The organism is Sphingobacterium sp. UBA3519, assembly GCF_002377215.1.
Classification (GTDB): domain Bacteria; phylum Bacteroidota; class Bacteroidia; order Sphingobacteriales; family Sphingobacteriaceae; genus Sphingobacterium; species Sphingobacterium multivorum.
Window position 1 is genome coordinate 62,802 of record NZ_DFPI01000030.1, and the last position, 25,688, is coordinate 88,489.

The window sequence follows — 25,688 nt, forward strand, 5'->3', positions numbered from 1 at the left end:
TTTATAAGCATAATTAAGAGAGAATGAAAAAGCAGTTTTGTGTATTGGCCACTATTGTTGGTTTTGTGGGTTTGCTTTCTATGAAAGATCAACAGCAAGCCTTTGATGATGAGATACAGCTTTATTATCGACGGCCGGTGAGCGAATGGCCAAAACCAACAATTGATGTAGGGGCTCATTGGAATGAATTTAAGTCTCTACCCAAGATCGATACCGGTTATTTTTCTTTAATGGAAAAGCCTGATGTGAAGTTGGGGAAATATCTTTTTTTTGACCCCATTCTATCGGGAAGCAATCAGATATCCTGTAGTAGCTGCCACAACCCCCAGACTTCCTGGGCTAACAAGCTTACCGTACCAGTTGGTAATGATCATCTTGAAGGCACGCGTAATACGCCATCTTTGCTCAATGTGTATGCACGCAAGGAATTGTTTTGGGACGGTCGTGCTGGCTCATTGGAGGAACAAGCGTTGGGTCCTATTGAAGCTCATCATGAAATGGATATGGAATTGACAAAACTGATTCCCAAGCTAAAGGCCATCCCCGGATACAACAAATTGTTTGTGGATGCTTTCGGGGAAACCGATTATTCGATGCCGGAGGTACTGAAAGCCTTGAGTGCTTTTCAACGGACATTAACAAGTAGAAGAAGCCGTTTTGACGAGTTTTTAGATGGCAATTATAAAGTGTTGTCTGATCAGGAAGTGCGCGGTCTTCATTTATTTCGCACCAAAGCGCGCTGTATGAATTGTCATAATGGTCAATTTTTTACCGATGATCTGTATCACAATATTGGTCTCACCTATTACAAACGGAAATATCAGGACCTGGGACGATACGAGATTACAAAGGATCCTGCTGATGTAGGACGTTTCCGTACACCATCCCTACGTGACGTGATGAATACCGATCCGTGGATGCACAACGGATTGTTTTGGAATATGACCGGTCTGTTGAATATGTACAATAGTGGTATGCAGATGAATTCCGCTACTGCTGAGCAGAAAGCAAAAGATCCACTTTATCCTGTAACTGATCCATTGATGCAACCCCTAAATCTGACAAAAGATGAAATAAAAGATATTGAGGCCTTTTTGCACGCCATCACAGGGACTTCTTATCGTATGCGCCGTCCCGAAAGTTTACCGAGATAGATGACAGCCGAACAATCGTGAAGCTGTGTTTACATACTGTTCGACATGCTATATTGAGAGTGGGGCAACTTCAGGATAGCTTCTTGCACAAAAAAGGTTATCCAGCTATTGGATAACCAATGTTTTAAACAGATACTGGTAGGGTGTTTATTTTTCCAAATATCCTGAATTCTAGTGACTTATAAAGAAATTTTAAAAAGATGGAAGTTTCTCTTTCTTTTAAATACGGCCAAGAGGTTGATATATGGTTACACTTTTCTTACTTCTCCTGTAAAAAAATAACCTGTATAGCCCATTTTATTCCGACTAATTTGTATCTTAATAAGCTGTATAGCCATCCGCAATTTCTTGTTTTAAGGCCTTAAATTGGGTTGTTAACTTGTTGGTCGTATTGGCTTAGAATCGCTATCAAAGGAATATTGCGACAGTTTTAAAAATAAGGAGAAAATACGAAATGAAAAAAAATATCGTCATTGCTATGTACTGTGTTGTGTTGTTTATGTCGTGTAACAGTGGCGGTGGAGATAGGGAAAATGATGAGGTTGCTGAGGTTGCTCATAGCGGAATAGCCCCGGTCGTAAAATCATACTTTCTCTACCATGAAATAAAAAATGTAGACTATGCTATCTATATCAATGATGTATTGGCAGGACAATCTCACGAAAATACTGGTATTCCGGGGCCCTATAAGCTAAATCCGTATATAACTTCATCGGGCAAGCAATTTGTAAAAATGATCATATCTGCCAACAGTCGAGAAAAAGAGATTACCCCAGAAATATTAAGAGAAATAGGTAAGAACGCAGGTATATATTTACTTCTAAATAAAGATTTTGAACATATAAGGGAACTCAAAAAACTGCAATTTCCACACATTGATAAGCCTGTTCCTTCCTATGAATATAGATGGGAATTTGAAGCGGAGTAGTCTTAGTTTTATGTTAGGTTTATATTACTATTTGATTGATCAGTAGAAAGTTATCATCGTCAAAACATACTATTTTGATCTGCTTAAGTGTTGTATCGGCCATCAGAAACGGTGTAATGACACCATTCCACACTGGTCCAACTGTATGAATTACATATTTAGCGGCTAGCTTGCCTGCAGTTGTGATGACGGCTTCACCTACCTTGCAGCCTCCTTGTTTAGCCACAATGTTACGGCATCCTTCCAGAATTTCCGGCCCACCGCAGCGATGAATAGTAACTACGGTTATTTTGTTGTTACTACGTGACGTTGGATTGATCTTAACTCAAATATATGAAAAAATAATTAGCAGGTTTAATTGGGGTATCGCAGGATAGCCGTTGTATTCAATGCCTCGCTTTAAAAAAATGAAAATAATATTGCGTAGTTACATAACTACATTTATATTTGTAGTCAAATAGCTACATAATAAAGAACGGTCAGTAAAAGAGCTGCTTTATTTTGGGTGGCAAGGATAATACCGGGTGTTGAAGATAGGAGAGGTGGCTAGGAATGTAAAGTAATTAACAGGATAATAAATAAATCAACGCATTATGAAAAGAAATCGGATAATTTATTGGATAGCAACCATATGGTTGGCTGTAGGGTTATTGTCAACTGCTATCATACAGATTTTTAAAATTCAAACAGAAGGAGCAGGTGGGATACAAAATATAGACCATTTGGGATATCCGAGTTATATACTTCCTTTACTAGGAATCTGGAAACTATTAGCTGTGGTTGCCTTGCTTTGGCCCAAAAGACCACTTTGGAAAGAATGGGCATATGCGGGTATTTTCTTTACGGCTACTGGTGCCTTGTATTCGCATATTGCATCGGGAGATTCTTTCGCTTTAATGGCTCCGGCACTATTATACATTATTCTAATTGCTACTTCTTGGTATTTCAGACCAGCCGATAGGAAATTCGATTAGAAATTGTGTTGAAATCTGTGATGAATTTAATGCGTTACCCGAAAATATGTACTGGGTGAAAAATCCATCAGGGATAGTATTTAATTTGCTTTAACCTTTACTCTTCAGGTGAAATATAGTGATCTCCGGTAGTATCCCAACTCGGCTTGGATAATCTAGATAACCGAAGTCAACATTTACGTACAGTGCCTGATGCTTTTCACGGTACAGGCCTGCCCATTCGCGGTAAGCATATTTGACCGGACTCCACTGATAATTCGGGTTGTTATAGCCGAATTGTCCCCCATGCGTATGCCCGCTGAAAGTGACGTCGATTGTGGGATATTTGGGTAGGATCTCTGCGCGCCAATGGGAGGGATCGTGTGAAAGCATCAAATTGATAGGCGAGGATTTATCTACTTTAGACATGGCCAGATCGATATTCCCATAATGATAAGTCGCGCTATTTCGATAGGTCGATAACACTGTAGCAAGGTTACTGTCGTGAATTGTGGGGTTTCCAACATTTTTGACAGTTCCTCAGGAGGCTTGCTATCAAAAATAAATGCATTAAGTGCTGTTGGTGGAGCCTGTATTTTTTCAAAATATTTTTTGCGCAATCGTGTTAAGCCAGTATGTTCTTTATGAGCATACGCACCGATCGGGTTAAATAGTGCATTTTGCTGTTCGGTCGTTAAGGTCGAATCCGTTATTTTACTTCCTATTTCAGTAATAAACTTCAAAAATTCCTTTTGCGTCTTTTCCTTTTGATTCCTCAGTTGGCGATCAAAACTCTGTCCTGTACAAGTGAGTGCCATTAATACGAAAAGTACATTTGACAGCGCTATTTTTGAATATATCATGTGCTGATAGATTTTATCTCAATGTTAGTATGCAAAGATCGTCCTTTTACTTAACATGCATATCATCTAAAATGTTTATGCTAAAGTTAGCTTAGATAACGAAGGAATATTAATTTATTACAAACGATCTTTGGTTAGAAGCTGTTTGGTTTTTAGAGACATTTGGATTGGGCAATTCCAATCCATTCGTACCGGGTCAGGGAAATTTAAACCATTATGGACAATAAAAATAAGGAACAAATGACGACAGCATATTTGCAAATTGTGTTAAAAATGAATTCTTCCAATAGGGGGGAATTGACAAGTACATATAATAAGTTCAAAGATTTATTTCGAGAACAAATAAAAGGAGCGAAAACACAGGAGCTACTCTTCAGTGATGAGGATATACAGCTCTTATATGGCTTTGATACTTATGAAGATGCTGAGGCCTTTTTGTCAACAGAATTATACAATAATATCATCCTCGTTGCACTAAAGCCACTAATAAGCAATAATCCTGAGATTAAAATATACCATGTGGCATAAAGATAGCGTAGGCAATGCCTTCATATGTAGATGACCTTATATTAATATATAATGAAAATAGAGTTTCCAGAATTGTTACTGCGCGAAGTCGCTCAAAATCTCAAAGATGCTAAAGATCGTATTGCCGTTGCTGAAAGTGTGACAGCGGGATTGTTGCAGTTAGCCTGTTCACAGATGGAGGGAGCAATGGAAGTTTTCGCTGGGGGAGTGACCACCTATACGATCAATGCTAAGATAAAAATACTAAAGGTAGATGCAAAGGAAGCCGAAAGATGCGACTGCGTATCTCCGAAAATTACCGAAGAAATGGCACTTGCAGTAAGCAACCTGTTTGGTACAACATGGGCTATTGCCACAACCGGATATGCAACAGCCGTGCCCGAATCAGCTGGTAAATTGTTCGCCTATATTTCAATTGCTGAAAAGGACAAGATTATATCTACCGAAAAAATTGAACTTCAATCGAGCGTCAAAATGGAAGAAGCGCAGGCCATTTATACCATAAAGGCATTCGAAACTTTAAATAGGCTATTACGACTAAATAGGGTGAGTAAAAAGTCAAGCCAATCCGTTTGAGAATTGATTATCCGAAAGGCTGTTGAATTGGATGGGATGTACATAAAATAGTAAAAAGGAAGGGCTGTCCACGTTAATCACTGCCCTGAAAAGTTAGACTCCTCGGACAGCCCTTAAACTTTATGCTTCTCTTTTCAAATCAAAAGAGAGGTATTTTTCATAATCAATTAAAGATCTCACCGGTGTTGTTACTCCATTTAGAAGTTCGATATACATTTTTGCTACGTTTTTCCATACAGTTTGTTCTCCGTAGCTGCGTGCTTTGAAACGATGCCAAGCGAGTAGTCGATGGGAGGTATACAATAATTTGATGTTGCCACGCATGGATTCTATGTCGTTAAACGGAGTGAGAATGCCACGATCATCTTTCAATAGATCTTTGGCATGCCAGTAAGGAGTGGAGATAACTGCAGCTCCCGCGCCTACTGCAAAAGATAAGGTTCCACTGCTTATTTGTTGTTCGTGAGGGTATGGGGATAAGTATATATCGCATGCCGTCAGATACTCTTTAAGTTCTTCATCCGTTAAGAATTTATCAATAAAAACAACTTTATCCTGTAAACCTAGTTGATCAACTAAATTTTGAAGTTCGAATCGGTAAGATTCACCTTCATGGGCAAGCACATTGGGGTGTGTTTTTCCAACAATCAAGTATTTGAATCCAGGAAGATCGATACCCGACAGGGATTTTATGGCATATTCAAGCCCTTTACTTCTTCCGATTAAACCAAAAGTCATCATCACAAAGTTTTGCTGTAAATTCAACCTGTACTTGGCTAACCCCTGATTATAGTCAAACTGCGGCACGCCATGCGGTATAACTTTAATTTTATCCGTAAGAGCCGAATCAAATTGCTCCTTTAACAATTCTACTCCTTTTGGCGATAAGCTGACAACCACCTGAGATTTTTCCAGAAGTAATTCCATAATTTCTTTCTGCTGCAATGAAGGGGTTTGCAGAATAGTATGAAATACGGTTAATAATGGTATAGTAAGATTGTTGGCGATTTGTGTGATGAAAATACCGTCGGCACCACCAAATATTCCAAATTCATGTTGCACAATACAATAATCATATTCCTCATTGATGATACGAGCTGCTTGATGATAACTATCAAGTCGATCCCGAAAGATGACAAAGCGTACAGATTCATTAAAATCCTCTAATCCATGTTTAGATAAAGCGATGATGTCAATTTGTACAGTAGGATCGAATTCCATACCTTGTTTAAGGTCTTTCGTAAAAGTTGCTAACCCACATTCTTGAGGCGGACAAGTACTGATGATTGCTATTTTTTTCATATGATTTAACCCTCCTTTACTGTATTTTGTACTTCTTCAACTGGAAGATCCAAAATGGCCATTAGCAATAAATAGTAGCCTTTTTCCAAACCTATTTTTTTTGCTTTCTTTTCAATATTTTCCATATCCGTACGCTATTTGAGTGTAAATTCTTTTGATGTAATTGAAACAAAATTTATACCTAAAGGATGTTTATGAAGCTTTAACCGTAGTTTTTGAATAGAAATAGCGTAGGGTAGCTAAGGAACTTCCGAAAAATACAGGTTAAATACGTATTTATAGCGTTGGAGAAATGAATTTATAGTCGTATCACTTAAATAGTCATTTAATCCCATACAAATTTCATAAATAAGTGCTGTTTTGCTAAAGATGTTCAATTTTCCTCGCTTAAATTTTTCTTAGCAGTTTCAAACAATAAAGAGGTTCCTTTGGTTGTTTATTTAAGTTAAAAATGAGTTCATGAAAATAGCTACCTATAATATTAATGGTATCAATGCGCGTCTACCAGTCTTGCTTCGCTGGTTGGCCGAAGAATCGCCTGATGTTGTATGCCTCCAGGAGTTGAAATCTCCGCAGGAACGTTTTCCACTGAAAGAAATTAATGCCATCGGATATCATGCCGTTTGGCACGGTCAAAAAAGCTGGAATGGGGTTGCGGTTCTTTCTAAATATGAGATCGAAGAAATCTCTAGAGTGCTTCCAGGTGATGCCGAAGATGTTCAAAGCCGTTATTTGGAGGTTATGATCCAGCAAGTCGCGATTTGCTGTCTTTATCTGCCCAATGGGAACCCATTTCCCGGGCCCAAATTTGAGTATAAATTGACGTGGATTGAGCGCTTAGCTAAGCGGGCCAAAACGTTGCTTAGTATGGATATTCCAGCGATACTCATCGGCGATTTTAACATTATTCCAACTGAAATGGATACCTATAAACCTGAAAAATATGTCGACGATGCATTGTTCAGAAAGGAGGTTAAAGAGGCTTTCAGTCAACTTCTTGAAGCGGGCTGGCAGGATGCGATTCGTCAGCTTTTTCCGGATCAGCAGGTGTATACGTTCTGGGATTACTTTCGTCAGGCTTATAGTCGAAATGCCGGTTTGCGTATAGATCATATCCTATTAAGCCCTTCAATTCAGAATCGTTTGATTGAAGGCGGTATTGATCGCCATGTTCGCGGCTGGGAAAAGAGCAGCGATCATGCCCCTACATGGATTCGGTTACGGAATAGCAGCAACAATGGCTAAAAAGATAAATACCAGTGCTGGATTGTTATTGTATAAATTTGAGGCGCTAGAAATTTATTTTTTCTTAGTACATCCTGGTGGTCCCTATTTTACGAAAAAAGATGAAGGCTCTTGGACAATTCCTAAGGGAGAAATCGATTTGTATGAAGATGAACTTGAAGCAGCCAAAAGGGAATTTATTGAAGAGACAGGCTATCTTCCCAGCGGAAATTTTATTGCGCTACAAGCTATTCAACAGAAAGGAGGAAAAATAGTTAAGTGCTGGGCAATTGAAGGAGATATAGATCCTGCTGATCTGGTAAGCAATACCTTTGAAATGGAATGGCCGCCGAAATCCGGAAAAATGCAAACTTATCCAGAAGTAGATCGCGGAGGTTGGTTTACATTTGCGGAAGCTAGGAAGAAAATAAACGAACGGCAGATTTCTTTTTTGGAGCAATTGATTGCTCATGAGAAATGTTAATTTTTTCAATACCATTTTATTGTGCAAGTGCTACCTAGTAGACCTCATTGCTTTAACTTTCGCTGTATTATCATCCGCTACAAACTTCTGATAAATTGCTGTTTCCATTCCATATAGAGCGATCCTGCCTTCACTATTACTATGAATCCCATACCCATAGGTTTTTGTAAGGGGGGAAGCTCGCAGGCAAGCTTGTCCTCTTGAGAAAAAAACTGCTCTTGCTTCGGGATACTCATCTGGCGTTAGATCCCTTCTTTCCGCATAGACTTGGAAAATAATATCGTCAGATGTATACTGATAAGGTGCAGAGGCGATTAATTCATATTGTCGTTCAGCAACGGTTTTATTGCTTTTTGATGGTGGAATAGTGCCCTTAACTACTTTGGTATCTGCAGCAGCTTCAATCAATGTGTTAAAATAATTGGTCGAATGGATTTTCATAATTTTCATCTTTCTTTAATCAATGGAGCCGTAAGGATAACGACAAAAATAATAGGATATCTTACGATTTGAAAGTGAATCGCAAAATATCCTATGATTTATTGATTATTTTGCTCGTATGTTCTAGAGCGCAGCTTTAATAGCGGCTAAACAATCCGATTGGTATTTCATGATGTTATCTTTATCCGAAGCAGATATTTTTCCATCAGCAAGACTTTTTTCGATCTCGTTTTTAATATCCAACAGTGATTTCTCTTTATCCAACGCTTGATCTGCAGACTCTGCATTGATGCGATCCACCCAAGTTTTACCTAATTTTGTATAAAGCTCCTTGGCTTTATCATTGGAAAGGACAGGGGCTGTCACTGAAGCAATGGCTGCATTAGCCGCCGCTTTATCGGAATAAACAACAGCTTCTGCATCTTTCGTCGCAGCATCTTCGGAAGTTTTCATTGCCTCTTCATTGGCGTCGGCTGCTTTTTCCTCCGCATGCTCCATCTTCTCAGCCGCCTTTTCCTGCGGTGTTTGATTATTACACGAAACTAAAATCGCTGCGGTAGCTAGTGAAGCAAGTAATGTTTTGTTTGAAATCATAATATTTATTTATTTAGTGATAATGTTTAAATAACAAGATTTATTTGTAAATAGTTTTAATTTTTATTTTTTTATAGTTTAATATATGCCGTGTATTAATGATATATTGCTAACTGCTTTTGCATGGTCTTTCGAATAAAATGAATGCGTGTTTTAATAGTGCCTTCAGGCATCTGCATGTATTCGGCGATTTCATGATATTTATAACCTTCTAGGAACATGTTGAAAATTTCATAATTATCTTCGGAAAGCTGACGCAATGCTTTTTGGATATCATCCTGGATAAATTTGCTGCTGCTTAAATTTGTTGAAACAGAATCCGCACTGGCTAAAGCTGCATACTCATGGTGATAGTTCTCAGTACGTTTTGTTTTTCTGTAATGGTTAATATAAATGTTGCGCATAATCACATACAACCATGAGCCCACCTTAGGATTATGTATAAGCTTTTCGATGGATTTTAATGCATTAACCATGGTGTCCTGTATAAGATCATTTTTAATCTCCGGATCTGAAGTAAATTGCGAAGCGAAATTTTTGAGTAGGCTTCTTTTTTCTTTAAAAAATGAGTTTATCTCGATGTGCTGCATGTTGTTATTTTCTAAATGTTACGGCGATTATAGAACAACAACAGTGCAGATTTTAGTCAAAATGCTTCGTGTTGGAACGCTGAAACGATCTTTAGGTAAATATTACGGAAGATGTAATTTATACTTAATATTGGTCATGACTGTTCATTATCAGCATGTTAGAATCACTGTGTGAGTCGCGCCAACATAATCAGCTAAGGATTTAAAACCGTATTAAATTTTTGCGATTGGAATTTTCTCGATAATGCCCCAAAGTACACGTTATTTATACGCTTATCTCAGGTATTTCATTAAAAAACGAAGCCATCACTTGTTATACTAATGTGCGTTCATGAAGGGAGCGCGTACTGTTAGATTCCTAATCTGTGTAAAAAGCTGGAGAATCTCTATGTTTGGGGCTACATAGGCATCAACAAACCGTTGACATCGCTTCGCTTCTTTTAGCTGAGTTTGATCCACAAGAACAATAACGATCAGGTTTGGATAGCGATTATTTAGAAGCGAAAAGAAAAGGGCGGTATCTTTAAATACCAAACGATAATCGAGCAGCAGCAATTCAGGCTTTTCATGAATGAGAGAATTGCTGCTAATAGATTCAAGAGATGCTGCTTCCAGGACAACCCTTGCGGGACTTTGTACATGTTCAGAAAAGAGGATGCGATAGGCAAACAACTGCTTTCTTAAACTCGTAATAATACCGATATTGATTTTTTTCATAACGAACGATATTGTTATTGTTTACAAGCCTGCAGTATCTATATTTCATTGCTCCTTTATTGGGGTGTAGTTGAAATAATATTTGCGGAATGGCATTTTAAACTTGCGCCAAAACTCCTTTCCGCCTTCTCAATTTCTTTTTCACTCACAATTTTTCGAAGCGACTGACTTGAAAATCGGTTTTTGTTCTTGGTATAACAAATTTCAATTCCCTCTGAAATACAATAATCTCTGCCTGAAAAATCAACCATCTTATAGTCTTCCCCTATAAAGAATTTGTGGACAGGTAGTGACTGAAGCATATCTGTAATGTCGTGATCCGATTCAAAAGGGATGATTTCATCAACAAACTGACAGCCTTCCAATTTGATGAATCTTTCGACCATGGTCTGAGCCGTGTCATGGCCATCAGCTTCCTGTACATTTGAATCGGTTTTAAGTCCCACAATGAGATAATCACACTGACTCTTCGCTTCCTGTAGCGCAACGATATGGCCTACATGCAACATGTCAAATACGCCGAAAATAATACCTATAATCATATTTTTACTATTAGTTTATGCGTTTATGCGCTTTAACGCGTAATTAGCCCCATCGTTTATACTGACCACGGCGCCCTTACTAGTGTTTTCCTTCGATGCAATTATTCTCCGCAAAGACGAACTCGAGAACCTGTTTTCCCGTCTATTGAAATAAAGTCGTATCCCTTTTTCTTCGCAATACTGTCTGCCTGTAAATGCCTTATCCATATATTCATCACCCAAAATGCGAACATGTATTTTGTATGAACGTAAAACATCTTCGAGGTCCTGCTCAGTAGCGTAAGGGATAATCATATCCACATGTTTACATGCCTTTAATTGCATATAGCGTTCAAATACCGATTGTGTCGGCTTGTTTTTTTCTGGACGATCCAGCGTTGGATCTGTCTGCAGACCGCAAATCAGAAAGTCGCACTGTTCTTTGGCATCTTCGAGCATCTTAATGTGACCTGCATGAAGCAGATCAAAAGCGGAAAACGTAATTCCTATTTTTTTCATATTATAATAATTTAAACTGCAATTATTGAAGAAGTACAGGTAGAACGCAGCTCAGAAAGATTCGTTTTAATTTTAAATTATTTTTTTGCCTTATTATTTTCAACCCCCTTCCATCTCATTTCAACTTCCCTTTTTTGAAAAACGATTGAACTAAAATGGCTGGCTGGCGTTCTGAACTAAAATGAAATCCAGCACTATGCAGACGAATAGAAATGTATCCATTAATAAGCCAAATACAACCTACAGAATTCAATTTCATAAAGCGTTTAACTTTGCTGATTTTAAAGCCATAATTCCTTACCTGCTTAATCTAGGTATAGATACGATTTATGCTGCACCTATTTTACAATCAACGCCGGGGAGTGTCCATGGCTATGACGGTGTTAATATGCATCAGATAAATCCAGAATTAGGTACACTCGACGAGCTCAGGGCTATTAAGAAACAATTAAGAGAATCCAATATCAAATGGATTCAGGATATCGTTCCAAATCACATGGCATTTCATCCAGCGAACGAATGGCTCATGGATTTGCTGGAATTTGGACAGTCATCAACATTTAGCCGTTTTTTTGATACCTGCTATAGTTCGAATTTATTTGAGCAGGGAAAATTAATGGTACCTATATTAGCAAAGACTTTGGATGAAGCAATATCAGACAATGAAATTACAGTCGTTTTTTCCGATGATAGTCTTCGACTTTCTTATCAAGGAAATGTTTATCCAATTTCACCAGAATCCTATGGCTTTATATTGGGCGATTATTTACGGAACACACAAGCCGATTTTAGCGGCCTTTTGGTTCAGATAAATACCGCTCAAGCCAATGGAGATAACGAAGAGTGGAAGCAGTTGCGAATACACATCTTTAAAGGTCTCTCAGGCGAGATACTTACGTCTACGCTGCAACGCTTTAATGCGGATCCCGATCGTATTCTTGAATTGGTAACTAGTCAGAATTATGAGCTTTCTCCTTGGTGGCATACACATAAACGAATAAATTATAGACGTTTTTTTACGGTCAACGAACTAATTTGTTTAAATGTGCAGGACGAAGAAGTATTCAAGCAGTCTCATGAGCTAATCAAAACACTCGTTGACGAGGGGCTGATTGATGGACTCCGCATTGATCATATCGATGGACTTTATAATCCCACAGCCTACCTCTACAATTTGAGAAAATATATCGGTCCAAAAACGTATATCGTCGCTGAAAAGATACTGGAGAAAGGAGAGAAGCTCCCGATCGACTGGCCTATACAGGGAACAACGGGCTATGATTTTTTATCAGTTTGTAATAATGTATGTTCCTGCCAGTCGGGAAAGAAAATATTGAATAACTATTATCGCAAAGTTACTGGCGAAAACTTATCAATTAAAAAAGATCAATATGCAAAAAAATGTAAGATTCTTACAGATCAGATGCAGGGAGAGCTCGACAATCTTGCCAAATCGTTAGCATCACTTCTGGGTGTTGTTGACCAAGAGAAGCGGGATGCGCTAAAGGACATTTTAAAGTCCTTTATTGCACTTTTTCCGGTCTATCGGCTTTATGATGATTGCTTTCCATTGTCAATAAGGAACTTCGAACTTGTGTCTTCACTTTTTGAAAAGTTGATGAAGAACCCCGAGCTCGACCAAGAGCTGGTCGATCAATTTCGAAATCAGTTTCAGCAAGCGCAGGTAGCTTATCAATCGCCGAACCAAACTGCTTTAGCCGATTTCTTTCTCCGCTGCATGCAATTGACTGGGCCAGTAATGGCAAAAGGGGTAGAAGATACCTTGATGTACACCTACAACCGGTTTATTGGACATAATGAAGTGGGTGACCATCCACAGAATTTAGGGCTTAGTATCAAGCAATTTCACCGATTTATGCAGGATCGGCAAAAAGATTGGCCACTGTCAATCAACGCCAGTTCAACACACGACACCAAGCGAGGGGAGGATTCACGGAGCCGCCTTTTGGTCCTAACTGCTATGGCGCAAAAGTGGGTAAAACAACTGCGCATTTGGCAGGATGTGGTCTGGAATGAATATCGAAAGGACCTTCCGCACCCAAATGATGAATATTTCATCTATCAGTCTTTGGTCTCCTCTTATCCAATGGAGAAACAGGATGCGAAGGCATGTGCAGCATTTGAAAAACGTTTCTTGGACTACTTGGTGAAATACCTTCGCGAAGGTAAAGAACGCTCAAGCTGGGAGAATCCAAATTTAGTTTATGAAGCTTCAGTTCGGGACTTCGCTTCTTTTTTGCTGGACAAAGACCGTCCTTTTTTTACGAGCTTTTATCAATTTATTGAGGCAGTCGCTGATTATGGAATATTGAATTCACTTATTCAGCAAATTTTAAAGTTTACTTGTCCTGGTATACCCGATATCTATCAGGGATCAGAACTTTGGAACTATAGCTTTGTTGATCCCGACAACCGACGACCTATAGCTTATGAATTAAGTAAAAGTCTCCTCGACACGATCGAAGAGACAGCCAAAGAAGAGCGAATTCCATTTTTATGGCGAAATAGACACGATGGAAGAATAAAGCTTTGGTTGATAAAGGAATTGGTGAAACTGAGAAAGGACGATCATACACTTGCACCGGATAGCAGCTATATTCCACTGAAGGTGACTGGTCGATATAGGAAACATATATTGGCCTTCGCACGTAGGTCAGGGGATGAGTGGTTAGTGGTGATTTTACCGCTACATCTTGCCGCTATTGGTAAAATCTCAAAATTTGTGTCCTGTTCATTTGATTGGTCCGATACAAAAGTTCATCTCTTAACTCATCGTTCTGTGACTTGGCAGCATGTTTTGATGGATAGCAGTGGCGAAGGCACAGAAATTCCTATCCATGCTATTTTTAAGGATCTTCCCATGGCGATCTTAAAATATAAAGATTCCACTCAGAAAAGGAGTTCCGGTATATTGTTTCATATAAGCTCATTACCGTCACCTTATGGGATCGGAGATCTCGGGAATGAAGCTCGCCGTTTTGTTAAACAGCTCCAACGTGGTGGCCAAAGCTGGTGGCAGATCCTTCCATTGGGGCCTACAGACTTAGCACAATGTTATTCGCCTTATAGCACGCTAAGTAGCAGGGCTGGAAATCCCTTACTCATCGATTTAAAGGAATTATTAAAATTTGGCTTGCTGAATAAGGATGAATTAAAGACCTTGAAAATGAAGGGCTTGCAAACAATAGATTTCGCGGAAATAAACAGCTCAAAATATCGGCTCCTTGAAAAGGCATTCCATCGTCTTCCAGCGCAGCCTACGCATAAATTTACCGAGTTTGTAGACCGCGAATCTTCCTGGCTTGATGATTATGCACTCTTCAAAGTTTTGAAAAATAGACATGACGATCGTCCATGGTATCAATGGCCAGCGCTTTATAAGCTTCGCGATAGCGCAGCGCTGGAAGATTTCGCCACTCGATTTGCAGATGAATTGCAACAGGAAAAATGGTTTCAGTTCCTATTTTTTAGGCAATGGAGTGCGTTAAGAAACTATGCGCGTGATTATGGGATTAGGTTTATAGGCGATATCCCATTTTATGTTGCCTATGATTCTGCCGATGTGTGGGTCAATCCGCAGTACTTTTCATTAAAAGCAGACGGTACTATAAATCATGTTGCGGGGGTACCACCCGATTACTTCAACGCCGACGGCCAATTATGGGGTATGCCAACCTATAATTGGATCTCACTTCAAAAAGATGGTTATCAATGGTGGGTGGAACGTTTGTCACATAACTGTACGCTATTTGATACGTTACGGCTTGACCATTTCCGAGCATTTTCTTCCTATTGGGAAGTGCCCCATGAAGAAACTTCCGCAAAAAATGGAAGCTGGGTTGTAGGGCCTGGGTCGGATTTTTTTGATCATGTGAAAACTTCGTTGGATCATATGCCTTTTATCGCCGAAGATCTTGGTGACATAGACGCTAAGGTATATCAGCTACGTAATGAATATAATTTTCCGGGAATGGCCGTATTACAATTTGCTTTTGGCAACGATATGCCCCGTTCACCTCATATCCCGCATCAATATAACCGCAATACTGTCGCCTATACGGGCACCCACGACAATAATACTTCGCTGTCTTGGTTTAATCAAGATCTCGATGGAGCGGGCAAAGAAAGGATCAATAATTACTATGGGCAAATCGTTGAAAATACAAATCTAAATGATGTCCTCATACGTTCACTCTACGCATCCGTTGCAGACAGCGTCATTATCGCGATGCAAGATATCCTGAATCTTGATGGATCTTGCCGCATGAACCGTCCCGCCAGCACAGCTGGCAATTGGGTATGGCGTATGCAAAAAGGGGCATTTGCAGCAAACCACCAGGAAAAATTAGCTTACTACACGAAATTATACAACCGTTAAACATACAGATGGAAACAAAAATTTATACCGGAAGCCCTTATCCATTAGGAGCTACTTACGATGGGGAAGGGGTTAACTTTGCCCTTTTCTCCGAACATGCTGAGGCTGTTGAACTTTGCCTCTATACTAGTTCCGATGAGGAGGAAGTCGCAAAATTTAAAATAACCGAGAAGACGCACCAAGTGTGGCATATCTATCTCTCGGGAATTAAGCCAGGACAACGCTACGGCTATCGGGTACATGGTCCGCACGATCCATCGCAGGGACACCGTTTTAACCCCCATAAATTGTTGATTGATCCGTATGCAAAAGCAATATCAGGTACTGTACAATGGGATGATGCTTTATTCGCGTACACTATAGGGGAGGACGATATGAGCTTCGATACAACGGACAGCGCTCCTTTTGTCCCCAAAGCTGTTGTTATTGATAACAAATTTGATTGGGGGAACGACAGTCCGCCGCGGGTACCGATGCATCAGAGTGTGATTTATGAAACCCACGTAAAAGGTTTTACAGCGACACATCCTGACATTCCCCAAGAAATAAGAGGAACCTATGCTGCTTTGGCACATCCTGTTGCTATAAATTACCTGAAAGAACTGGGTATTACTGCAGTCGAATTGTTGCCGATCCATCATTTTTTGACTGACCGTCATTTAAAGGACAAAGGACTCACTAACTATTGGGGATACAATAGCATCGGTTTTTTTGCTCCCGATGTGCGCTATTCCGCTTCAGGTACACATGGTGAGCAGGTTATGGAATTTAAAAAAATGGTCAAGGCCTTACATGATGCCGGTATCGAAGTGATCCTCGATGTTGTCTACAACCATACCGGCGAAGGTAACGAAATGGGGCCAACACTGTCTTTTAGAGGGATTGATAATGCTTCTTATTATCGCTTGGCGGAAGATCCACGGTATTATATGGATTTTACCGGAACTGGCAATACCTTAAATACACGTCAACCCAATGTATTACGTCTGATTATGGACAGTCTGCGCTATTGGGTTGAGGAAATGCATGTTGACGGGTTCCGCTTTGATTTGGCATCAGCATTGGCACGGGAGTTACACGAGGTCGATAAATTAAGTTCATTCTTTGACGTTATTCATCAAGATCCGGTGATTTCACAGGTTAAACTCATTGCGGAACCTTGGGATATCGGAGAAGGCGGCTACCAAGTTGGCGAATTTCCTGCCGGCTGGGCAGAATGGAATGGAAAATACCGTGATTGTATCCGAGATTATTGGATCGGGGCAGATAGCATGATTGCTGAATTTGCCAATCGCCTTACAGGATCCTCCGATTTATATAGGGGAGATAATCGAACACCCTCCGCCAGCATTAATTTTATTACTGCACACGATGGATTTACACTTCATGACCTTGTATCGTATAACGATAAGCACAACGAAGCCAATGGCGAGGATAATCAAGATGGTGAAAGTCACAATCGCTCCTGGAACTGCGGGGTCGAAGGACCTACAGAGGATGCTACAGTTAATAGCCTAAGACAAAAACAAAAACGAAATATGCTGGTGACCTTGTTCCTGTCGCAAGGTGTGCCTATGCTCGTCGCTGGCGATGAACTGGGCAGAACACAGCAAGGCAACAATAATGCGTATTGCCAGGACAATGAGATCTCTTGGCTGGACTGGACCAGCGTGGATGGAACTTTATTGGATTTTACTAAAAAATTAATTCATTTTCGCCGTGAACATCCTGTATTCTGCCGTCGTAAATGGTTTCAAGGTATACCCATTCGTGGTACGGGTGTCGAGGATATCGTATGGTTTCTCCCAGACGCATCTGAGATGGATGATCATCATTGGCAGGAGGATTATGCCCGTTCCCTTGCTGTATTTCTCAATGGTCAGGGAATTCGATCAGTAGACACCGCTGGTAATAAAATAGTGGATGCCAATTTTTACCTTTTATTTAATGCCCATTGGGAAGATGTCGCCTATAAACTCCCTAGTGAAATCTATGGGGCTTCCTGGAATAAGATCATAGATACGAATAGCGATAGGATAGGTGATTTTGGGGAGTTTCCAGCTGGGGATACGGTTTTAGTTCCCTCGCGCTCGATTCTTTTATTTCAATCACAATAGAGCGACCACTGGATTATGAGCAAAACAGGAATTAGACAATTAGGAGTTCAATACAATGGTGCGCTATGGGAGATTCGCGTATGGGCGCCAAATGCAAAGAATGTCTATTGCATGCTTTATAATATGGGTGTCGAAATACCGCTAGAGCAGCAAGCCTACGGTTATTGGTATGCCGAAAGTGATCTAATCCGTGCGGGCGATTTGTATAGAATACGGGTAGACGACAACGAATTTCCTGATCCGCTTTCTCGTTCACAACCGGAAGGTGTTCATGGACCGTCTCAAGCTGTAGACCTCGCTTTTTCATGGACCGATCAAGACTATCAGCCGCCGCAACAATCAGATTTTATCATCTATGAGCTTCATGTCGGTACATTCTCGTCGTCCCATGACTTTGATGGAGTTATCAAAAAGATTCCTTATCTGAAAAATTTGGGAATAACTGCTATCGAAATCATGCCGATCGCTCAATTTCCCGGAGAGAGAAATTGGGGTTATGATGGCGTATTTCCATTCGCGGTACAGCATTCTTATGGTGGCGCTTCCGAATTGCAACGGCTAGTTAATGCCTGTCATGAGGCTGGTATAGCTGTAATTCTCGATGTGGTCTATAATCATGTGGGCCCCGAAGGAAACTATTTTGCGCAGTATGGTCCTTATTTCACTGAGAAATATCGAACGCCCTGGGGCGATGCACTCAATTATGACGACCGTTTCTGTCACGGACAGCGGGATTTGGTAGTCAACAATGTACGGATGTGGTTTGAAGACTTTCACATTGATGCGCTGCGCATGGATGCAGTACATGCGATCAAGGATTTCAGTCCAATTCACATCCTTCAGGAAATCCGTGCGGAAACGGATAATGTGATCGCTAAAACAGGGAAAAATCGATATCTCTTTGTTGAGTGCGATCTTAACGACAGAAGATTTTTAGACCCCTTGGCAAAAAATGGTTTTGCGATGGATGCGCAGTGGCTAGATGAGTTTCACCATGCCTTACGCGTAGCCGTAGGCGAACCAAAAAAGGGCTATTATCGGGAGTTTAATGGCGTTGAAGATCTGGCAAAAGCCTACGAGAAGGCCTATGTTTTTGATGGGAACTATTCTTTCCATCGCGAGAAATTTTTTGGAACAGATACGGCGGGTATTCCGGGCGATCGCTTCATTGTTTTCAGTCAGAATCATGATCAGGTCGGCAATAGGATGCTGGGTGATCGTGCGGCCTCGCTTTACGCCAGAGAAATAACACGTCTTATGACTTTTGCTGTATTCATGTCGCCCTATCTTCCGCTACTATTTATGGGCGAAGAATGGGGGACAGTGCGACCTTTTCCGTATTTTATCAGTCACAGTGATCCAGAGCTGGTAGAGCTGGTGCGGGAGGGCCGCAAGCGGGAGTTTGAAGATTTTCTCACAGATCACGAGGTTCCCGATCCACAGGATGAAACAATATTTAGGCAAGCTGTGTTGGATTGGGACGAATTGAACAGGCAACCATATCAGCAACAGTTGTCCTATTATAAATCGTTGATCGCATTTCGGAAAAGCAATCCGTTGTTAAAAAATATGCAACGAAGTGATATCAGGACTGAGTGCCTCTGTGATAAGAAGGTACTTAGTATCTATGTGGAACAAAAGGAGAGGCAAATGATTATCCTGATGAACTTTTCAGCTCATTTACAACATGTCAATCTACCAGCAGCTGTGCAATGGACCTTGTCATTTGATACCAGTGTACCGGACGCCGACCTTTTGGCAGAGACTGACGCTGTTGCAGTGCAGGACTGTTCCTTATTACCATGGTCAGGGTATGCTTACACTTCGAAATAGATCGTTTTGGAAAGATTTAAGTGAGTTGATCTTCAGGAATGAAAGCTATTAAAAGATAAAAACAAATTATTCAAACAACTTCGTTAAAAGTATTGTTCCTTATTTAAATACGGCTTGTCCAGTCGTGAAGAAAGTTTTAAAAGCTAGGTCCTTTCCAACCTAGCTTTTTTATTTTTAAAAGGAACAATTGCTTATGGTTTTGAATACCAGTGGTTTGAAAGATCAGCTATTCAGAATAAATTTTAAACAAACGTTTGATCTGTTATTCGTCGCAATTTTTTTTTATCTTAGCCTAAGATATGACATGTTTGAAGAGGGGTGCTAGATTTATAATGTATGGCAAATTATCTCTTTCGAGAATTTCCTATTATTAGCGAATTAAATGATTAAAAACTAGCAAACTATGCGTCAACTGGAGTGTCACGAAGAGAAAATCCACCTATGCGGTAAGATCCAGTCTTTCGGTTTCCTTTGTATTTTTGATGAGAGCGGATGTATTGCCGCAAGTGAAAACTTAACTATCGTTCTTGATATTCCCATGAAGGAAATCCTCGGACGCTCTATTGCTCAGCTATTACCATTGCTATCGTCCGAAAAGGAGTTGAATCTTAAAGAGATTGAAACGCAAATTAGAGGAGAGATCTTTACACGTTTTGTGGAGCGTATCCGCATTAAAAATGTAGACTATTACCTGAGTATTTACCAGTACGACGAGCGGACATACCTTGAAATAGAAATCTGTAATGAAAATCATTTAAAAGCGACGCGATTATTTTATTATGCGAAGTACCTTGAAGAACGTCATGGCAATGCTTGGCAATCATTGACTGTACTGATCCGTCAGATTATTGGTTTTGACCGAGTTATGGTATACCGTTTCGAGGAGGACAATAGCGGACAGGTCATTGCAGAGTCCATCGCAGATGGAATGACCCCATTGATGGGGTACCGGTATCCGGAATTTGATATTCCGGCACAAGCACGAGAACTCTATGTGAAGTTTCTTGCGCGCCACGTAGCTGATGTTGATGGTCCGACTATTGCTATACAGGGTTTGGAGGCTGCTGAGGTAGACTTGACACGCTGTAGCCTCAGAGCATTATCTCCAGTACATTTACAATATCTTAAAAACGCAGGAGCACGGGCCAGTGCCAGTTTTTCTATCGTTATCGAAGGAAAACTTTGGGGCTTGGTGGCGTGCCAGAATAGCGAGCCTTTGAATGTTGATCTCGCCCAACGTCATTTATGCGCTTTTTTAACGCAATACGCTATAAACTACTATCTTTCAGAACATCAAAAAGAAAACCTGGTAGCACAAACCATTATGGGTGTTATGGAACGTGATCTGAAGTCTGAGTTATTAGTTAATAGCGATATTGGAATTGTGCTTGAACGCTTTGCACCACAAATTCTAGAAATTGCGGGCGCAGATGGACTAATGATCAAGCACGACCGGGGTTCTAAAAGTTGGGGCGATGTACCCACTGAATTGCAGTTGCGTGAGATCGATCGCTTTATAGAAGAAGAAGGGCAAAATGATTTATTTTTTACATCAAACTTTGTCTATGGTGACAGTGCCCCCCCGCAACCGGTTATATTGCCTGGCATTTTGCGGATAAATATCCTTCCCAGCAATAAATGGCACATCTATTTATTCCGCAGAGAACATGTTTACGAAGATGTATGGGCTGGAAAACCCGAAAAAATATATCATTACGATCCTGAAAAGAAAGTTGAATTTCCATCTCCACGGACATCTTTTGAAGCTTGGCGTGAAAAGATGAAAGGCAAGTCTATCCAGTGGAAACGTGCCGAGCTTTCTTTTATGGAGAAAGTCGCACAAATAACCCAACAAGCTATTGCCCAGCGCGGCGGAGAGATTGCTCAGCTCAATAAAGAACTTGTCAGGTCCAACAATGCCTTGGATACATTTGGCTATACATTAACCCATGATCTTAAAAATCCACTTTCATCTATAAAGCTTGCTGCCCAGATGATGTTGATGAAAGATGATCTTCCGAAGGATATGTTACGCAAAATGGCACTAAATATTATGGATGCTACCGCGCTGATCACTGAAATGATGGACAAGGTGTATCAGCTAACGCAATCGAATTATGTTGCCTTCAAAACGGAACTGATCGATCCACGGAATAAAATTCTTAACATTCTCGAAAGCTGTAAGCAGCAGTTTGAAAGCGCCCATCTTGAGTTTGTTTTGGGAGAAACTTTGCCGATTTTAGGGGAAAGAACACTGTTATACCAGTTGTTCTTAAATCTGATCAGCAATGCCATAAAATATAGCAGTAAAAAAGATCGCCCGAGAGTCGAGGTATATAGTGAAAAGCAGGGACATTTCGTTAACTACTATATTAAAGACAATGGTATCGGAATGGATATTAAGGATGATAGTAATATATTCGATATTTTTAAACGCTTGCCGAACTCGCAGGGATTTGAAGGTTCGGGAATTGGGCTCTCTATTGTAAAACGCATCGTAGATCGTCTCGAGGCAAAAGTCACCGTCGATAGCGAGCTTAATATAGGTACAACTTTTTGTATAACATTTAAAGTCTGATAGACATATAAAAATTCGATAAACAAAAAAAGGAGCCCTAAAGCTCCTTTTTTTGTTTGAACGTAGCAGCAACCTTTAACAGCGGTAGAGTTGCTATCCGCCGTACCTACTTTAAACAAGGTTCATCCAGTCTATACTTTCCCTTATTAATGGGCCATCCGATCTTCTTGGAGAGAAAATTTAAGAACACTTTTAGAATTAAAACAAACGATTAGTCGATTGGAAAAGTTCCTATATGAAATGGTGAATATTGCCCGTCCAGATGGATATGCAAAAGTTATAGCTGAATTTTCTTCAAAGTTTATACGACAAACGATGTTTAAACCCAAAAATCGATTATAATGAAAAAAAAAGAATTGAAGACTGAACAAGTTGATCCAGTGGAAAATAAAAAGGTCAACGCCCTAAGACCACATACGGCGGACGCCACAGGACAGCAAATGACCACTGATCAGGGAGTCAAGATCAATGATGACCAAAATTCGCTGCGTGCTGGAGATCGGGGCGCTACGCTTTTGGAAGATTTTATTCTCCGAGAAAAGATCACACATTTTGACCACGAGCGCATTCCCGAACGTGTTGTACACGCAAGAGGTTCGGGCGCGCATGGCGTATTCAAACTATACAAGCCTTTAGCTGAATGGACAAAAGCGGGTTTTCTTAATGATATCGAAACTGAAACCCCAGTGTTTGTGCGTTTCTCTACGGTTGCTGGTTCGAGGGGGTCGACGGATCTTGCCCGCGACGTTCGTGGTTTTGCTGTCAAATTTTATACACAAGAAGGTAATTTCGATCTGGTGGGTAATAATATGCCTGTATTCTTTATTCAGGATGCAATGAAGTTCCCCGATCTTGTTCACGCTGTCAAGCCTGAACCCGACAATGAAATTCCACAAGCGGCTTCTGCCCATGATACATTTTGGGACTTCATTTCTTTAATGCCTGAGTCGACGCACATGATTATGTGGCTGATGAGTGATCGAGCAATACCGCGTAGTTACCGCATGATGGAGGGGTTTGGTGTTCATACTTTTCGGTTGATCAATACCAATGGTGAATCGCACTTTGTTAAGTTTCATTGGAAACCACTGCTTGGTGTCCATTCAGTCGCATGGGATGAAGCTCAAAATATATCCGGTAAAGACCCCGATTTTCATCGAAGGGATCTCTGGGACGCCATTGAAAACGGTGCATTTCCAGAATGGGAACTCGGCATACAGGTCATTCCCGAATCTGACGAATTTAAGTATGACTTCGACCTGCTAGATTCAACGAAGATTGTTCCTGAGGAGTTGGTGCCTGTTCAGCCTATTGGAAAAATGACTTTAAATCGAAATCCCGATAATTTCTTTGCCGAAACGGAGCAGGTTGCCTTTCATATTGGCAATATTGTGCCAGGAATTGATTTTACAAATGATCCGTTGTTGCAAGGGCGATTGTTCTCTTACACAGATACCCAACTTATTCGTTTAGGTGGACCTAATTTTCATGAAATTCCGATTAATAGGCCCATCTGTCCTTCGCACAACAATCAGCGTGACGGATTTATGCGGCAAAGGATTGATCGAGGTAAGACGAGCTATGGACCAAATTCATTGGGGAATAATGATCCTGCGCAGGTAGGCGAGGCAGATGGTGGTTTTAAAAGCTATCAAGAGCGTATTGATGCCAGAAAAGTGCGGGCTAGGAGCGATAGTTTCCGCGACCATTTTAGTCAAGCAAGGCTGTTTTATAATAGTCAGTCTGAGCCGGAAAAAAATCATCTTGTAGATGCGTTCAGTTTTGAGCTGGGTAAAGTGAAGGCCGTTTCGGTAAGGCAGCGCATGATCGGTATACTGTCGCTGGTCGATCAGGGGCTGGCAGCTGAAGTTGCGTTTGCCTTGGGATTACAGGTGCAAAAAGAAGTTGAAAAGCCGATTAATAAAAGCATCCCAGCAGATGCCGATCCTTCCGATTATGAGCCTATTCAAGTCAAGGAGCAATTAAAAAAATCGGCGGCTTTAAGTATGCAAAATACGATAAAAGATACGATCAAGAGTCGAAAGATCGCCGTGCTTGCTGCCGATGGAGTAGATACGAAATCATTTCAGGCCGTGGCAGATGCGATCCGGGCTGCGGGTGGAATTGTCCATGTTATTGCACCTAAGCTCGGGGAGGTTACGGGCACGGACAACAAGAAGATCCCTGTTGAAGAAAGCTTTTTAACGGGAGCATCGGTGCTGTATGACGCCATATATATACCCGGAGGAAAGGATAGCGTAGCTACACTGCAGTCCAATGCCGATGCTGTCCATTTTCTAAATGAAGCGTTCAAACACTGTAAAGCAATTGCCGCAGATGTCGAGGCAAGTCCGGTTTTGGAAGCGACCTATTTTTTTAGCAAGGTATACCAAGAGTTTTCAGCGGAGACTGTGCTTGATGACGGAATTATAGTTGATCAGGATCCGAAGTCCTTAGTGGATAAATTCATTAAAGCAATTGCCCAACACCGGTTTTGGGAGCGGGAAAAATCGCGCAAAGTGCCTGCGTAGTATCTAAATAATATCCAATGTAGAAATATGCCCCAAAAAGTTTTATACTATTTGGGGCATATTTGTGGACCATCCTATTTAAATAAATACTAATGCTGTAGCAGTGTGAGTGCGGTATCATTTCCCTGTTGCGCGGCGAGGTCTAACACCGACAAGCCACGGGTATCGAGTAGCCTGGTATTTGCACCATTGTCAAGTAGAAGCTTAAGTACTTCATTTCTGCCAAACATGGCTGCAAACATCAGCGCGGTGCCACCGTTCCCATGTTGCAGGTTTAAATTTGCGCCATAACCGATTAATAATTTGGCAATATCATGATAACCTTTAAAAGCAACACCCATCAGGGCTGTGTTTCCACCGTTATCCTGTGCATTTACATCGGCACCAGCTTCCAATAGTAATTGGGCTGCAGCCAGCTTATTGTTATAACAGGCAATGATCAATGGGGTATAGCCTTTGCCATCCCGTGTATTTACATCGGTATTCTGATTGATCAATTCACGTAAGACTTCGAGATTGCCCAGTCGGGCGGCATGAATCATGATTTCTGAGTTTTGTGTCATAGTGGTTCAGTTTATATCGTAAAAAGCGTTAAATGGGATCGGCAAAAATGCTTCCTGGCGTTCCTTTTTAATTTGAACAAAACTGGGAACCGAAACGTTTGCGCTCATTAGATGTTTTGAAAAGCTTAATTAAAATGTCAAGGTATTATTCTTACCTCAGCTACAAATGAAGAACATAAACTTAGCGACAATATCACACTATTCTTTTTGCTATGGATTGAATAGCGAGTCTGTAAATCTTTAAAACAAACAAGAAGCTGTCTCAAATTTATT

22 protein-coding genes and 1 pseudogene are annotated in these 25,688 nt (G+C 40.6%); 12 read left to right on the plus strand and 11 right to left on the minus strand.

Features of this window, described 5'->3' with window-relative positions:
* The first annotated feature begins 23 nt into the window (after positions 1-23).
* Positions 24-1,154 (plus strand): cytochrome-c peroxidase, encoded by a 1,131-nt coding sequence (locus B3297_RS19660; RefSeq protein WP_286779337.1) that lies wholly within the window; start codon positions 24-26, stop codon positions 1,152-1,154.
* A gap of 454 nt (positions 1,155-1,608) precedes the next feature.
* Positions 1,609-2,082 carry a hypothetical protein gene (locus B3297_RS19665; RefSeq protein WP_070560805.1) on the plus strand — a complete coding sequence of 158 codons (474 nt, stop codon included), beginning with the start codon at positions 1,609-1,611 and terminating at the stop codon, positions 2,080-2,082.
* A gap of 19 nt (positions 2,083-2,101) precedes the next feature.
* On the opposite strand, the gene B3297_RS19670 is transcribed toward B3297_RS19665, so the two are convergent.
* Entirely contained in the window at positions 2,102-2,401 is a 300-nt protein-coding gene (locus B3297_RS19670) for a macro domain-containing protein (protein ID WP_083295737.1), read from the minus strand.
* A gap of 274 nt (positions 2,402-2,675) precedes the next feature.
* Between B3297_RS19670 and B3297_RS19675 the strand changes: the two genes are divergently transcribed.
* Positions 2,676-3,056, plus strand: a complete 381-nt coding sequence (locus B3297_RS19675; protein WP_236560186.1) for a DoxX family protein — start codon at positions 2,676-2,678, stop codon at positions 3,054-3,056.
* A gap of 90 nt (positions 3,057-3,146) precedes the next feature.
* Here the strand turns inward: B3297_RS19675 and B3297_RS19680 are convergent.
* Together B3297_RS19680 and B3297_RS19685 are read right to left on the minus strand one after the other, a co-directional pair.
* Positions 3,147-3,485, minus strand: a pseudogene (locus B3297_RS19680) (metallophosphoesterase); the annotation flags it as partial.
* Positions 3,452-3,898, minus strand: a complete 447-nt coding sequence (locus B3297_RS19685) for a hypothetical protein (protein WP_286779338.1) — start codon at positions 3,896-3,898, stop codon at positions 3,452-3,454. The gene B3297_RS19685 and the pseudogene B3297_RS19680, both read right to left, overlap by 34 nt.
* A 216-nt stretch (positions 3,899-4,114) precedes the next feature.
* Here B3297_RS19685 and B3297_RS19690 point away from each other — a divergent pair, with 216 nt between their 5' ends.
* Together B3297_RS19690 and B3297_RS19695 are read left to right on the plus strand one after the other, a co-directional pair.
* Positions 4,115-4,426 carry a hypothetical protein gene (locus B3297_RS19690; protein ID WP_053003998.1) on the plus strand — a complete coding sequence of 104 codons (312 nt, stop codon included), beginning with the start codon at positions 4,115-4,117 and terminating at the stop codon, positions 4,424-4,426.
* 51 nt (positions 4,427-4,477) lie between these two features.
* Positions 4,478-5,002 carry a CinA family protein gene (locus tag B3297_RS19695; RefSeq protein ID WP_083295736.1) on the plus strand — a complete coding sequence of 175 codons (525 nt, stop codon included), beginning with the start codon at positions 4,478-4,480 and terminating at the stop codon, positions 5,000-5,002.
* A 120-nt stretch (positions 5,003-5,122) separates the two neighbouring features.
* Here B3297_RS19695 and B3297_RS19700 read toward each other — a convergent pair whose 3' ends face one another.
* Positions 5,123-6,304, minus strand: coding sequence for a glycosyltransferase (locus B3297_RS19700; protein WP_115048573.1), 1,182 nt, complete (start codon positions 6,302-6,304; stop codon positions 5,123-5,125).
* Between the two features lie 459 nt (positions 6,305-6,763).
* Here B3297_RS19700 and xth point away from each other — a divergent pair, with 459 nt between their 5' ends.
* Together xth and B3297_RS19710 are read left to right on the plus strand one after the other, a co-directional pair.
* Complete coding sequence (gene xth, locus B3297_RS19705; RefSeq protein WP_070560794.1) at positions 6,764-7,549, plus strand: exodeoxyribonuclease III; 786 nt, start codon at positions 6,764-6,766, stop codon at positions 7,547-7,549.
* Positions 7,542-8,012 carry an NUDIX domain-containing protein gene (locus B3297_RS19710; protein WP_070560792.1) on the plus strand — a complete coding sequence of 157 codons (471 nt, stop codon included), beginning with the start codon at positions 7,542-7,544 and terminating at the stop codon, positions 8,010-8,012. The genes xth and B3297_RS19710 overlap by 8 nt, the downstream gene beginning before the upstream one ends.
* A 30-nt stretch (positions 8,013-8,042) precedes the next feature.
* Here the strand turns inward: B3297_RS19710 and B3297_RS19715 are convergent, their stop codons facing one another.
* The 6 genes from B3297_RS19715 to B3297_RS19740 form a co-directional block, all read right to left on the minus strand.
* Positions 8,043-8,462, minus strand: a complete 420-nt coding sequence (locus B3297_RS19715) for a DUF6157 family protein (protein ID WP_286709591.1) — start codon at positions 8,460-8,462, stop codon at positions 8,043-8,045.
* Positions 8,463-8,576: 114 nt separating this feature from the next.
* The gene (locus tag B3297_RS19720) at positions 8,577-9,047 is read right to left on the minus strand and encodes a hypothetical protein (protein WP_046676283.1); all 471 of its coding nucleotides are present in this window, start codon (positions 9,045-9,047) and stop codon (positions 8,577-8,579) included.
* A gap of 95 nt (positions 9,048-9,142) precedes the next feature.
* Positions 9,143-9,637, minus strand: coding sequence for an RNA polymerase sigma factor (locus tag B3297_RS19725; protein ID WP_046676284.1), 495 nt, complete (start codon positions 9,635-9,637; stop codon positions 9,143-9,145).
* Between the two features lie 318 nt (positions 9,638-9,955).
* Positions 9,956-10,354, minus strand: coding sequence for a hypothetical protein (locus tag B3297_RS19730; RefSeq protein ID WP_070560788.1), 399 nt, complete (start codon positions 10,352-10,354; stop codon positions 9,956-9,958).
* Between the two features lie 56 nt (positions 10,355-10,410).
* The gene (locus B3297_RS19735) at positions 10,411-10,896 is read right to left on the minus strand and encodes an adenylyltransferase/cytidyltransferase family protein (RefSeq protein ID WP_070560786.1); all 486 of its coding nucleotides are present in this window, start codon (positions 10,894-10,896) and stop codon (positions 10,411-10,413) included.
* A gap of 15 nt (positions 10,897-10,911) precedes the next feature.
* Positions 10,912-11,394: an adenylyltransferase/cytidyltransferase family protein gene (locus tag B3297_RS19740; protein ID WP_046676287.1), complete on the minus strand. Its 483-nt coding sequence runs from the start codon at positions 11,392-11,394 to the stop codon at positions 10,912-10,914.
* 196 nt (positions 11,395-11,590) lie between these two features.
* On the opposite strand from B3297_RS19740, the gene treY reads away from it, so the two are divergent.
* The 5 genes from treY to B3297_RS19765 all read left to right on the plus strand — a co-directional run bounded on the left by treY (position 11,591) and on the right by B3297_RS19765 (position 24,852).
* A complete protein-coding gene (gene treY / locus B3297_RS19745) occupies positions 11,591-15,793 on the plus strand; it encodes a malto-oligosyltrehalose synthase (protein WP_286779339.1) in 4,203 nt (1,400 codons plus the stop codon).
* 8 nt (positions 15,794-15,801) lie between these two features.
* Complete coding sequence (glgX, locus tag B3297_RS19750) at positions 15,802-17,910, plus strand: glycogen debranching protein GlgX (RefSeq protein ID WP_070560784.1); 2,109 nt, start codon at positions 15,802-15,804, stop codon at positions 17,908-17,910.
* A 15-nt stretch (positions 17,911-17,925) separates the two neighbouring features.
* A complete protein-coding gene (gene treZ, locus B3297_RS19755; protein WP_070560782.1) occupies positions 17,926-19,743 on the plus strand; it encodes a malto-oligosyltrehalose trehalohydrolase in 1,818 nt (605 codons plus the stop codon).
* A gap of 403 nt (positions 19,744-20,146) precedes the next feature.
* On the plus strand, positions 20,147-22,321 hold the full coding sequence (locus B3297_RS19760; RefSeq protein ID WP_070560781.1) for an ATP-binding protein: 2,175 nt from the start codon (positions 20,147-20,149) through the stop codon (positions 22,319-22,321).
* A 341-nt stretch (positions 22,322-22,662) separates the two neighbouring features.
* A complete protein-coding gene (locus B3297_RS19765) occupies positions 22,663-24,852 on the plus strand; it encodes a catalase (RefSeq protein WP_070560779.1) in 2,190 nt (729 codons plus the stop codon).
* Between the two features lie 89 nt (positions 24,853-24,941).
* On the opposite strand, the gene B3297_RS19770 is transcribed toward B3297_RS19765, so the two are convergent.
* Positions 24,942-25,415, minus strand: a complete 474-nt coding sequence (locus B3297_RS19770) for an ankyrin repeat domain-containing protein (protein ID WP_070560777.1) — start codon at positions 25,413-25,415, stop codon at positions 24,942-24,944.
* Positions 25,416-25,688 lie beyond the last annotated feature (273 nt).

Excerpts from the sequence above, each read along its gene's own strand:
- B3297_RS19660 (WP_286779337.1), top strand. The coding sequence starts at position 24 with ATGAAAAAGCAGTTTTGTGTATTGGCCACTATTGTTGGTTTTGTGGGT.
- B3297_RS19665 (WP_070560805.1), top strand. The coding sequence starts at position 1,609 with ATGAAAAAAAATATCGTCATTGCTATGTACTGTGTTGTGTTGTTTATG.
- B3297_RS19675 (WP_236560186.1), top strand. The coding sequence starts at position 2,676 with ATGAAAAGAAATCGGATAATTTATTGGATAGCAACCATATGGTTGGCT.
- B3297_RS19685 (WP_286779338.1), bottom strand. The coding sequence starts at position 3,898 with ATGATATATTCAAAAATAGCGCTGTCAAATGTACTTTTCGTATTAATG.
- B3297_RS19690 (WP_053003998.1), top strand. The coding sequence starts at position 4,115 with ATGGACAATAAAAATAAGGAACAAATGACGACAGCATATTTGCAAATT.
- B3297_RS19695 (WP_083295736.1), top strand. The coding sequence starts at position 4,478 with ATGAAAATAGAGTTTCCAGAATTGTTACTGCGCGAAGTCGCTCAAAAT.
- B3297_RS19700 (WP_115048573.1), bottom strand. The coding sequence starts at position 6,304 with ATGAAAAAAATAGCAATCATCAGTACTTGTCCGCCTCAAGAATGTGGG.
- xth (WP_070560794.1), top strand. The coding sequence starts at position 6,764 with ATGAAAATAGCTACCTATAATATTAATGGTATCAATGCGCGTCTACCA.
- B3297_RS19710 (WP_070560792.1), top strand. The coding sequence starts at position 7,542 with ATGGCTAAAAAGATAAATACCAGTGCTGGATTGTTATTGTATAAATTT.
- B3297_RS19715 (WP_286709591.1), bottom strand. The coding sequence starts at position 8,462 with ATGAAAATTATGAAAATCCATTCGACCAATTATTTTAACACATTGATT.
- B3297_RS19720 (WP_046676283.1), bottom strand. The coding sequence starts at position 9,047 with ATGATTTCAAACAAAACATTACTTGCTTCACTAGCTACCGCAGCGATT.
- B3297_RS19725 (WP_046676284.1), bottom strand. The coding sequence starts at position 9,637 with ATGCAGCACATCGAGATAAACTCATTTTTTAAAGAAAAAAGAAGCCTA.
- B3297_RS19730 (WP_070560788.1), bottom strand. The coding sequence starts at position 10,354 with ATGAAAAAAATCAATATCGGTATTATTACGAGTTTAAGAAAGCAGTTG.
- B3297_RS19735 (WP_070560786.1), bottom strand. The coding sequence starts at position 10,896 with ATGATTATAGGTATTATTTTCGGCGTATTTGACATGTTGCATGTAGGC.
- B3297_RS19740 (WP_046676287.1), bottom strand. The coding sequence starts at position 11,394 with ATGAAAAAAATAGGAATTACGTTTTCCGCTTTTGATCTGCTTCATGCA.
- treY (WP_286779339.1), top strand. The coding sequence starts at position 11,591 with ATGCAGACGAATAGAAATGTATCCATTAATAAGCCAAATACAACCTAC.
- glgX (WP_070560784.1), top strand. The coding sequence starts at position 15,802 with ATGGAAACAAAAATTTATACCGGAAGCCCTTATCCATTAGGAGCTACT.
- treZ (WP_070560782.1), top strand. The coding sequence starts at position 17,926 with ATGAGCAAAACAGGAATTAGACAATTAGGAGTTCAATACAATGGTGCG.
- B3297_RS19760 (WP_070560781.1), top strand. The coding sequence starts at position 20,147 with ATGCGTCAACTGGAGTGTCACGAAGAGAAAATCCACCTATGCGGTAAG.
- B3297_RS19765 (WP_070560779.1), top strand. The coding sequence starts at position 22,663 with ATGAAAAAAAAAGAATTGAAGACTGAACAAGTTGATCCAGTGGAAAAT.
- B3297_RS19770 (WP_070560777.1), bottom strand. The coding sequence starts at position 25,415 with ATGACACAAAACTCAGAAATCATGATTCATGCCGCCCGACTGGGCAAT.